The organism is Monashia sp. HAY1-5C, assembly GCF_056755255.1.
In genome coordinates this window covers 1-10,592 of record NZ_JBPGXG010000148.1, presented here as the reverse complement: position 1 = coordinate 10,592, position 10,592 = coordinate 1, and the positions used below count along the sequence as shown (strand labels likewise).

Here is a 10,592-nt window from a genome sequence, read left to right as displayed (position 1 = left end):
TCCGTCGTCGGCAGCGTCAGATGTGTATAAGAGACAGGTGCTGGCCTGCTCGGGCGAGCCGGCTCAGCTCACCGAGATGCGCGTCAGCGGGGCGGGCGCGTAGCCCGCGTTCTCGGGCCTGGACAGGTAGTTCGCGAAGGCGTCGATGTCGAGGCCGCCGAAGTACTTGCCGGTGCCGCCCTGGAAGGCCGGGAAGTTGTCGCCGCCGTCGGACAGGAAGTTGTTCGTCACGATGCGGTACGACGCGGCCGGGTCGACGGGGACGCCGTTGATCATCACGGTCCCCTCGACGACCTTCTGGGTGGCGGTGCTCCACGTGTACGTGAAGCCCTTGCTGACCTGGAGCATCTTCGCGGCCGAGCCGGCGTTCTTGCCGGTCCGCTGCTGGTCGAGGACGTCGTAGATCTGCTGACCCGTCAGGTTCATCGACACGAGGTAGTTGTTGAACGGCTGGACGTTGAACGCCTCCTCGTACGTGATCGCCCCGGGCGCCTCGCCGTACTTCGAGCTGGCGTAGGTGAGGTCGGTCCGGATGCCGCCGGGGTTCATGAAGGCGACGACCGGCGTCTGGCCCCCGGTGACGACCGACGGGTCGGCGAGCTGGGCGTCGGCGATGAGGTCGCCGAGGGGGGACTCGCCCGCGGCGTTCTGGGCCCGGACGATGTCGGTCGAGATCGTGCCGATGACCTTGCTCGCGATCGCCGTGACGAGCTGCTTGTACTTGGTGATGAGCGCAGTCTCGGCGGCGTCGGGGGCGACCGTGCGGGTCACGAGGTTGTTGACCGAGTCGGCCTCGGTCGGTCGGACGATGTCGGACGTGCGACGGTCGTAGGTGACCTCGGTGTCGTTGTAGAGGCGGCCGAACGAGGAGGCCGACGTGACGAGCCGGGGAACACCGGTGGAGTCCGGGATCGCGCACACGTACGGCTGGTGCGTGTGGCCGGAGATGACCATGTCGATCGCCGGGTCGAGGTTCTTGACGATCGGGATGATCGGCGAGTCGGCGGACAAGGTGCCGCCGCCCTTGCACGTGTAGTCGTAGGGCGTGTTGGCCGGTGGGGAGCCGCCCTGGTGGACGAGCACGACGATGGCGTTGACGCCCTGCTCCTTGAGCACGGGCACGAGCGCGTTGGCGGTCTCGACCTCGTCGTTGAACTGGAGGCCCGCGACGCCGGAGGCGGTGACGATGGTCGGCGTGTCCTTCAGCGTCATCCCGATGAAGCCGATCTTGGCGCCGTTGAAGTTCTTGACCCAGTAGGGCGGCAGGATCGTCTTGCCGGTGGCCTTCTCGACGACGTTGGCGGCGAGGTACTGGAACTTCGCGCCGGTGAAGGTGCCGGCGGGGCAGGAGTTCTGGTTGTTGGCGCCGTCGCCGTCGTCGATGCAGCCGCCGGTCTGGAGCCGCTGCAGCTCCTTGTAACCCTCGTCGAACTCGTGGTTGCCGACGGACGTGGCCTCGAGGCCGAGGCTGTTGAGCGCCTCGACGGTCGGCTCGTCGTGGAAGGCCGCGGACAGCAGCGGGGAGGCCCCCACCATGTCCCCGGCCGCGACGGTGACGGTCTTGTCGTGGCCGACGCGGGCCGCCTTGAGGTGGGTCGCGAGGTACTCGACGCCCCCGACGTCTGTGGTCTGCGTCGACGTGGCCCCGGTCTGGAGGCGACCGCTGGAGCCGCTCGGCGGCTCGAGGTTGCCGTGGAAGTCGTTGAACGACAGGATCTGGATCTTGAGCAGCGGCCCCTGCGTGTCAGCCTTGCCGGGGTTGCCGGCGGGCGACGCGAGGGCCGGGGCCGCGAGAGCCGCTGCGCAGACACCTGCGACGGCGACACCCAGGGCGCGGCGAGTGGAACGGGACATCGTCTCCCCTTGTCTGGTCGAAAGCGTGCCCGTGGGCACGCGACGGACTGTAGTGCTCGGCACCGACCTTCGGGGCGTTGGTGCGTGACGCTTTCCCGAGCGCACGCCTTCCGCCTCCGGCGGCACCGGCGACTCGTCCCGCGTGTGGTGGAATCGGCCCATGCCCGACCTCGAGGTGACGGTCCACGACGCGCGCCACCCCCTCTCGGAGGACGACGCAGCGGCGGCCCTGACGGTCGCGGCGAGCGCCAGCGACGTCGACGGGTCACCCCCGCTGTCGGAGCAGTTCCGGCTCGCTCTGCGGTCGCGGTCCACGGATGGCGTGCGGCACCTCGTGGCGCGGTCCGGCGGACGCGTCGTCGGCTACGCGCAGGTGCGGGACGGCGCGGCGGGCGAGCCGCCGTCGGCCGAGGTCGTCGTCGACCCCGCGGAGCGCCGACACGGCGTCGGCACGGCGCTGCTCGAGGCGGTGCCGGGCGACACCCGGGTGTGGAGCCACGCGTCCGGCGCGGCCGGCGATGCCGCGTCGGCCTTCGCGGCGGCGCGCCGCCTGGTGCCGGTGCGCTCGCTCCACGTCATGGGTCGCTCCCTCGCCGACGGCCCGGACTGGCCGGCCGCCGTCGTGCCCGACCGGTACGCCGTGCGACGGTTCGAACCCGGACGGGACGAGGACGCGTGGTTGGCGCTCAACGCCGCCGCCTTCGCCCACCACCCGGAGCAGGGGTCGCTGACTCGGGCCGACCTCGACCAGCGCACCGCGGAGCCCTGGTGGGACCCGGACGGGCTGATCCTCGTCGTCGAGGCCGCCGACCAGGACCGTCTCGTGGCCTCGCACTGGACCAAGGTCGACCCCCCGGACGGCGAGGTCGGCGAGGTCTACGTCGTCGCCGTGTCGCCGGCGCACCAGGGCGAAGGGCTCGGCCGGGCGGTGACCGTCTTGGGCCTGGACCACCTGCGCTCGCTCGGGCTGGCCAGCGTCGTGCTCTACGTCGACGACGAGAACACCGCCGCCGTGCGCACCTACCGGGGGCTGGGGTTCGAGGACGTCGAGCTGCACCGTCAGTTCGCGCGCGGCTGACCCCGAGCCGGGGCGCCCGACCGCTGGGACGAGTTCACCCGGCCGTTGCCGAAGGGTGCCACGATGAGGCCATGAGCACCGGCAGCCTCACCCCGACCGACCTCGTCGACACCGACGAGGAACCGGTTCCCGACGCGGGGCGGGAGGGCCCGGACGCCTTTGTCGAGAGCGCCGAGGTCAGCTCGTTCGCGAGCACCGTCCACACGCGCCGGATCCCGGCCCGCGCCGCCAACGGCCGGTTCGTCGGGCTGGTGCAGCCGGCCGAGGCCGAGGACGAGCTGCCCGCCGACCGCTACCTCGAGCGCGAGCTGTCGTGGCTGCAGTTCAACGAGCGCGTGCTCCAGCTTGCGATGGACCCTGCGGTGCCGCTCCTCGAGCGCACCCGCTACCTCGCGATCTTCGCCAACAACCTCGACGAGTACTTCATGGTCCGCGTCGCCGGGCTGAAGCGTCGGATCGCGACCGGGCTCGCCGTGCGCACGGCCGCGGGCATCGAGCCGCGCGAGCTCATCGAACGCGTCGCACGGCTCGCGCACGAGCTGATGCTCCAGCACGCGGCCGTCTTCCAGCACGAGGTGCGTCCGGAGCTGGAGGAGCAGGGCATCACCATCGTGCGCTGGGACGAGCTCGGCGAGGAGGAGCTCGAGCCGCTGCACTACTTCTTCTCCGACCGCGTCTTCCCGGTGCTGACGCCGCTCGCCGTCGACCCGGCGCACCCCTTCCCGTACATCTCGGGCCTGTCGCTCAACCTCGCGGTGCTCCTGCAGAACCCGAAGACCGGTTCGGAGCACTTCGCCCGGGTCAAGGTGCCGCCGAGCCTGCCCCGCTTCATCCTCGTCGAGGAGGACATCGACTCCGACGTCGAGCGCAAGCGGTTCGTGCCGCTCGAGGACGTCATCGCCAGCCACCTCGACCAGCTCTTCCCGGGGATGCTCGTCCAGGAGCACTTCTCCTTCCGCGTCACCCGCAACGAGGACCTCGAGGTCGAGGAGGACGACGCGGAGAACCTCCTCACTGCCCTCGAGAAGGAGCTGACACGCCGCCGGTTCGGGCCGCCGATCCGCCTCGAGGTCGAGGAGGACATCGACCCCAAGGTCCTCGACATGCTCAGCCGCGAGCTGCAGATCAGCGAGCGCGAGATCTACCGGCTCCCGACGCCGCTCGACCTGCGCGGCCTGTTCACCGTCGCCGACGTCGACCGCTCCGACCTCGAGTTCCCCAAGTTCTTCCCCCGCACGCACCCGGACTTCGCGCCGACCGAGAGCGCCAAGCCCATCGACCTGCTCGGGGCCGTCCGTCACAAGGACGTCCTCGTCCAGCACCCCTACCACTCGTTCTCCACGTCCGTGCAGGCTTTCATCGAGCAGGCCGCCAACGACCCCAAGGTCCTCGCGATCAAGCAGACGCTCTACCGCACGTCGGGCGACTCCCCGATCATCGACGCGCTCATCGACGCCGCGGAGGCCGGCAAGCAGGTCCTCGCGGTCGTCGAGATCAAGGCGCGCTTCGACGAGGTCAACAACATCTCGTGGGCCCGCAAGCTCGAGGAGGCGGGCGTCCACGTCGTCTACGGCGTCGTCGGCCTCAAGACGCACGCCAAGCTGTGCCTCGTCGTGCGCCAGGAGTCCGACGGGCTCGTCCGCTACTGCCACATCGGCACCGGCAACTACAACCCCAAGACGGCCCGCGTCTACGAGGACTTCGGCCTGTTCACCACGGACCCTCAGGTCGGCGAGGACCTCTCGCGCCTGTTCAACCTCCTGTCCGGGTTCGCGCCACGGAGCAAGTTCAAGCGCCTGCTGGTCGCCCCGCGCACCGTCCGCTCCGGGCTCGTCGACCTCGTCGAGCAGGAGGTCGAGATCCACCGGGCGCGGCCCAAGGACGCCCCCGCCGGGCGCATCGTCATCAAGGCGAACGCCATGGTCGACGAGGCGCTCATCGACGCGCTCTACCGCGCGAGCATGGCCGGCGTCCGGGTCGACCTGTGGGTCCGCGGCATCTGCGCCGTGCGCCCCGGCGTCGAGGGGCTGTCGGAGAACATCCGCGTGCGCTCGGTTCTCGGCCGTTTCCTCGAGCACTCGCGGGTCTTCTGGTTCGACCACGGCGGTGACCCGCAGGTCTACATCGGCAGCGCCGACATGATGCACCGCAACCTCGACCGACGCGTCGAGGCCCTCGTGCGCATCACCGAGCCGGGGCACCTCCTCGAGCTCGACGACCTCCTCGACCTCGCCTTCGCCGAGACCACCTCGCGGTGGGACCTCGGGTCCGACGGCCGGTGGGTCCGCCACCACCAGAACGAGAACGGCGAGCCCCTCCGCGACCTCCAGGAGACCCTCGTCGAGCGTCACGACAAGCGTCGACGCAAGGCGCGCCGACGCTGAGCACGGGCCGAGGACGTACGTCTGGCAGGCTGGCGCGCGTGGCCTCCGTGATCCCCGCCGCCGGCACGCTGCCGTGGCGCCGCGCCGACGGCGGGCTCGAGGTCGCCCTCGTGCACCGGCCCAAGTACGACGACTGGTCGTGGGCCAAGGGCAAGCTCGACCCCGGCGAGCACCCCTGCGTCGCCGCCGTGCGCGAGACGTTCGAGGAGACCGGCCTCGTCGTGCGGCTCGGTCCCTCGCTGCCGCCCGCCGAGTACGGCGTGCTCGACGCGACGGGCGGCCCCGCCACCAAGCAGGTCCACTACTGGGCCGCTGAGGTCACCGGCGGCGAGGGCCGGCTGCTCCACGAGATCGACGAGGTCGCCTGGGTCGACGTGCGCACCGCGCACGACCGGCTCGACTACGCCCGCGACCGGGACCAGCTCCTCGCCCTCGTGCGTCTCGACCGAGCGGAGCAGCTGGCGACCTGGCCGCTCGCGCTCGTCCGCCACGCCAAGGCGCGTCCCCGCGGCAAGTGGGACGCCGACGACCGGAAGCGCCCGCTCGACGCCGTCGGCCGCGCCCAGGCCCGCGACATCGCCTCGGTCCTGGGCGCGTACGGCGTCCGCCGGGTCGTCACGTCCTCGAGCGCGCGCTGCGTCGAGACCGTCGAGCCGTACACGACGCAGGCCGGGGTGAAGCTGCGCACCCGTGACGCCCTGTCCGAGGAGGACTTCGCCGAGGACGCGTCGGGCGCCACGCACCAGCTGGAGCGGCTGCTGCGTCGGGCCGAGCCGTCCGCGCTCTGCAGCCACGGTCCCGTGCTGCCTGCCCTCCTCGCCCGTCTGGCTGACGCCGTCGACGCGTCGAGCCCGGATGCCGACCTCCTGCGGAGGCGCCTGGCCGAGGCCGCCGACGAGGCGATGCACAAGGGCGAGGTGCTGGTGTGCCATCTGACCGGGACCGGCCCGAGCGCCCGCGTCGTCGACGTCGAGCGCATCGACACCTGAGGCCCGGCGAACGCCGGCCCAACCCTCCATCGTGTGGCGGGTCTCGCCCGCGCGCATCCCGAGGCGAGCCGCGATCCCAAGACGTCGCCCCGCGTTCACCGCGAGTTAACCGGACGTGGGGGATTCGACACCCGATGCGCCTACCTTCGCCGATGGATGAAGTGTCCAGCACCGTCGGCGGGCCGAGCCCGTCCCGACGCCAAGACAGTCCCATCGAGAGGGAACACACTCGTGTCTGTTTCGCGTACCAGCGCCCTCGGCGCCATCGCCCTGTCCGGGGCCCTTGCGCTCTCGGCCTGCGCGTCCGAGAACAACGGCGCCGCGCCCGGCGCCGGCGCCGCCGCGGCGGGCGGCTCGACGGCCGCCGGCGACTGCTTCAACGGCGACCTCAAGGCGGAGGGCTCCTCGGCCCAGAAGAACGCCATCGACGAGGCGATCAAGGCGTACCAGAACGCGTGCGCCGACGCCAACATCGACTACCAGCCCACCGGCTCCGGCGCCGGCATCAAGCAGTTCATCGCCAAGCAGGTCGACTTCGCCGGCTCCGACTCGGCGCTGAAGACCGAGCCGAAGGACGGCGTCATCGAGGCGGACGCGGCCAAGCAGGCCTGCGGCTCCGAGGCCTGGAACCTGCCGATGGTCACCGGACCGATCGCGATCGCCTACAACGTCAAGGGCGTCGACAAGCTCGTCCTCAACGCCGACGTCGCCGCGAAGATCTTCGACGGCAAGATCACGACGTGGAACGACCCGGCCATCGCCGCGCTCAACAAGGGTGTCGCCCTCCCGTCGACGCCGATCAAGGTCTACTTCCGCTCCGACGAGTCCGGCACCACGGAGAACTTCACGAAGTACCTCAAGGCCGCCGCGCCCGAGGCCTGGAGCTACGACCCGGGCAAGAAGTGGACCGGCAAGGGCGAGGGCAAGGAGAAGTCCGCCGGCGTCGCCACCGCGACGAAGGGCCAGGACGGCGGCATCACGTACGTCGAGCTGTCCTACGCCCAGCAGAACCAGCTGCGGATGGCCCAGATCGACACCGGCTCCGGCCCGGTGGAGCTGACCGCGGAGTCGGCCGGCAAGACGATCGCGACGGCCAAGCAGACCGGCACGGGCAACAACCTCGCCCTCAAGATCGACTACGCGACCAAGGAGGCGGGCGCCTACCCGATCGTCCTCGTGACGTACGAGGTCGTCTGCTCCAAGTACGCCGACGCCGAGACGGGCAAGAAGGTCAAGGCCTTCCTCAAGACCTTCGCCTCCGACGAGGTCCAGAAGGACCTCGAGAGCAAGGGCTACGCCCCGCTCCCCGCCGAGGTCGCGAGCAAGGTCAAGACGGCCGTCGACGCGATCTCCTGACCCACCGCCCCGGCCGTGTCGGGAGCACACCGGACCGGCCGACGACGCAGGGGCGGGCGCCGCACTCGGCGTCCGCCCCTTGCGCCGGTCCCCTCCAACCAAGGAAGAGGCACCAGATGTCGACACTGACGGGTGTATCGGCCGCGGACGAGCTCCCCGGTCCCGAGGGCGGGCGACCGCTCCAGGGCGACCGCGCCTCCACCGGACGCATGGGTGACCGCCTGTTCGGTGGTTTCGCCACGTTCTCAGGCGTTCTCGTCATCGCCATCGTGACCCTCATCGCGGTCTTCCTCGTCGTCGAGGCCGTGCCGGCCCTGACGAACAACTCCGAGAACTTCTTCACCAGCCGCGTCTGGTCCCCCGGCGGCGACAGGCCCGCCTTCGGCATCCTCGAGTTCCTCTGGACCACGGTGGCCGCCTCCACGATCGCCATGGCCATCGCGGTCCCCGTCGGTGTCGCGGTCGCGCTCTTCCTGACGCAGTACGCGCCACAGTGGATGCGGCGCCCGGCCGCCGCCCTCGTCGACCTGCTCGCCGCCGTGCCGTCGATCGTGTACGGCCTCTGGGGCCTCATCACCTTCTTCCCGGTGTGGAAGCCGGTCCAGCAGCGCATCGAGGACACCCTCGGCTGGTTCCCGCTCTTCGCGCCGGCCGGCATCACCGGCGGCACGATCGCCTTCATCGGCATCGTCCTCGCGATCATGGTGCTGCCCATCGTCACCGCCCTCTCGCGCGAGGTGTTCGACCAGACGCCGGCCACGCACAAGGAGGGGGCGCTCGCCCTCGGCGCGACGCGGTGGGAGATGATCCGCACCGCCGTGCTGCCGTTCGGCAAGCCCGGCGTCATCTCCGCCGCGATGCTCGCCCTCGGCCGCGCCCTCGGCGAGACGATCGCCGTGACCTTTCTCGTGTCCGCCCTGTCCGACGGCACCCCGTGGACGTTCTCGCTGTTCAACGGCGGTGAGACCTTCGCCTCGAAGATCGCCAACAACGCGTCCGAGTTCAGCAACCCGAGCAAGACCGGCGCCTACATCGCCGCGGGCCTGGTGCTGTTCGTGCTGACCTTCGTCGTCAACAGCATCGCCCGGATCGTCATCGAGCGCAGGAAGGCCTTCAGCGAATGAGCACGGTGACGCAGGACCGCGGCCCCCTCGACGATGCCACCACCGACGTCGCGCCTGCCGGCGACAAGCGTGGCCGCGAGGCCCTCCGCGAGATGAACAACCCGCACCGGGCGCGCGCCGTCAAGGACGTCGCGGCCCGGGTCGTCATGTGGCTCGCGTTCGCCCTCGCCATGGTGCCGCTCGTGTGGATCCTCGGAACCGTCGTCGTCAAGGGCGTGCACATGCTCGGCTCGATGACGTGGTGGACGGGCAACCAGCGCAACATCAACTCCGGCGACCTCGGTGGCGGCGCCCGCCATGCCATCGAGGGCACCCTCGAGATGGTCGGCATGACGACCCTCATCGCGGTGCCGATCGGCATCATGACGGCCGTCTACCTCGTCGAGTACGGCCGCGGCGCGCTCGCCCGCGCCATCAGCTTCATGGTCGACATCCTCTCGGGCATCCCCTCGATCGTCGCCGGCCTGTTCATCTACGCCGTCATCGTCACGACCCTCGGCCTCCGGCAGTCCGGGTTCGCCGCCTCGCTCGCGCTCGTGCTGCTCATGGTCCCGGTGATCGTGCGCTCCACCGAGGAGATGCTCAAGCTCGTGCCCAACGAGCTGCGGGAGGCGTCCTACGCGCTCGGCGTGCCGAAGTGGGTGACCGTCGTCAAGGTCGTCCTGCGCACCGCGTTCTCGGGGATCATCACCGGCGTGCTGCTCGGCATCGCCCGCGTCATGGGCGAGACGGCGCCCCTGCTGATCCTCGCGCCGTACACGAAGAACTTCCAGCGCGACCTGTTCGACGGCAACTTCCCCACCCTGCCGATGATGATCAACCAGGACCGTGGCGACCTCGCGCTCGCGCCCGCCGCCGAGCGCATGTGGGGTGCTGCGCTGACCCTCATCATCCTCGTCCTGCTGCTCAACGTGATCGGGCGCGTCGTCGCCCACTACAGCGCGGTCAAGAAGTAAGAGAAAGCGAATCCCCTGACATGGCAAAGCGAATCGACGTCACCGACCTCAACGTCTACTACGGCGGCTTCAAGGCCGTCGAGGGCGTCTCGATGACGGTCGAGCCCCGGTCCGTCACGGCGTTCATCGGGCCCTCCGGCTGTGGCAAGTCGACCTTCCTCCGGACGCTCAACCGGATGCACGAGGTGATCCCGGGCGGACGCGTCGAGGGCAAGGTCATGCTCGACGACCAGGACCTCTACGCGTCGTCGATGGACCCGGTGGCCGTCCGCCGCACCGTCGGCATGGTCTTCCAGCGGCCCAACCCGTTCCCGACGATGTCGATCTACGACAACGTGGCCGCGGGCCTGCGCCTCAACGGCGTCAAGAACAAGAAGACCCTGGACGGCATCGTCGAGCAGTCCCTGCAGGGTGCCAACCTCTGGACCGAGGTGAAGGACCGGCTCAACAAGCCCGGCGCGGGCCTGTCGGGCGGACAGCAGCAGCGCCTCTGCATCGCGCGCGCCATCGCGGTGCAGCCGCAGGTGCTCCTCATGGACGAGCCGTGCTCGGCCCTGGACCCGATCTCGACGCTCGCCATCGAGGACCTCGTCAACGAGCTCAAGAGCGACTACACGATCGTCATCGTCACGCACAACATGCAGCAGGCGGCCCGGGTCTCGGACCGCACCGCGTTCTTCAACCTCAAGGCGACCGGCGAGCCGGGCCGGCTCGTCGAGATCGACGACACGGCACGGATCTTCAACAACCCGACCGAGCAGGCCACCGAGGACTACATCTCCGGCCGCTTCGGCTGACCCGCCCGCGCGCAGACCTGTCTCTTATACACATCTGACGCTGCCGACGACGGA

The 10,592-nt window shown here is 70.2% G+C and carries 8 protein-coding genes; 7 read left to right on the top strand and 1 reads right to left on the bottom strand.

Going from position 1 to position 10,592, the window contains the following annotated elements; genetic code table 11:
* Positions 1-63 precede the first annotated feature (63 nt).
* Entirely contained in the window at positions 64-1,854 is a 1,791-nt protein-coding gene (locus ACR9ZK_RS18240) for a bifunctional metallophosphatase/5'-nucleotidase (RefSeq protein ID WP_481343378.1), read from the bottom strand.
* Positions 1,855-2,014: 160 nt separating this feature from the next.
* Between ACR9ZK_RS18240 and mshD the strand changes: the two genes are divergently transcribed.
* The 7 genes from mshD (at position 2,015) to pstB (ending at position 10,538) form a co-directional block, all read left to right on the top strand.
* On the top strand, positions 2,015-2,932 hold the full coding sequence (gene mshD, locus ACR9ZK_RS18235; RefSeq protein ID WP_481343377.1) for a mycothiol synthase: 918 nt from the start codon (positions 2,015-2,017) through the stop codon (positions 2,930-2,932).
* A gap of 71 nt (positions 2,933-3,003) precedes the next feature.
* Entirely contained in the window at positions 3,004-5,316 is a 2,313-nt protein-coding gene (locus ACR9ZK_RS18230; protein ID WP_481343376.1) for an RNA degradosome polyphosphate kinase, read from the top strand.
* Positions 5,317-5,354: 38 nt separating this feature from the next.
* On the top strand, positions 5,355-6,305 hold the full coding sequence (locus ACR9ZK_RS18225) for an NUDIX hydrolase (RefSeq protein ID WP_481343375.1): 951 nt from the start codon (positions 5,355-5,357) through the stop codon (positions 6,303-6,305).
* Positions 6,306-6,536: 231 nt separating this feature from the next.
* Positions 6,537-7,661: a phosphate ABC transporter substrate-binding protein PstS gene (pstS, locus tag ACR9ZK_RS18220; RefSeq protein WP_481343374.1), complete on the top strand. Its 1,125-nt coding sequence runs from the start codon at positions 6,537-6,539 to the stop codon at positions 7,659-7,661.
* A gap of 116 nt (positions 7,662-7,777) precedes the next feature.
* A complete protein-coding gene (pstC, locus tag ACR9ZK_RS18215; protein WP_481343373.1) occupies positions 7,778-8,785 on the top strand; it encodes a phosphate ABC transporter permease subunit PstC in 1,008 nt (335 codons plus the stop codon).
* The gene (gene pstA, locus ACR9ZK_RS18210) at positions 8,782-9,741 is read left to right on the top strand and encodes a phosphate ABC transporter permease PstA (RefSeq protein ID WP_481343372.1); all 960 of its coding nucleotides are present in this window, start codon (positions 8,782-8,784) and stop codon (positions 9,739-9,741) included. Before pstC ends, pstA begins: the two co-directional genes overlap by 4 nt.
* Positions 9,742-9,761: 20 nt before the next feature.
* Positions 9,762-10,538, top strand: coding sequence for a phosphate ABC transporter ATP-binding protein PstB (gene pstB / locus ACR9ZK_RS18205; RefSeq protein WP_481343371.1), 777 nt, complete (start codon positions 9,762-9,764; stop codon positions 10,536-10,538).
* The last annotated feature ends 54 nt before the right edge of the window (positions 10,539-10,592 follow it).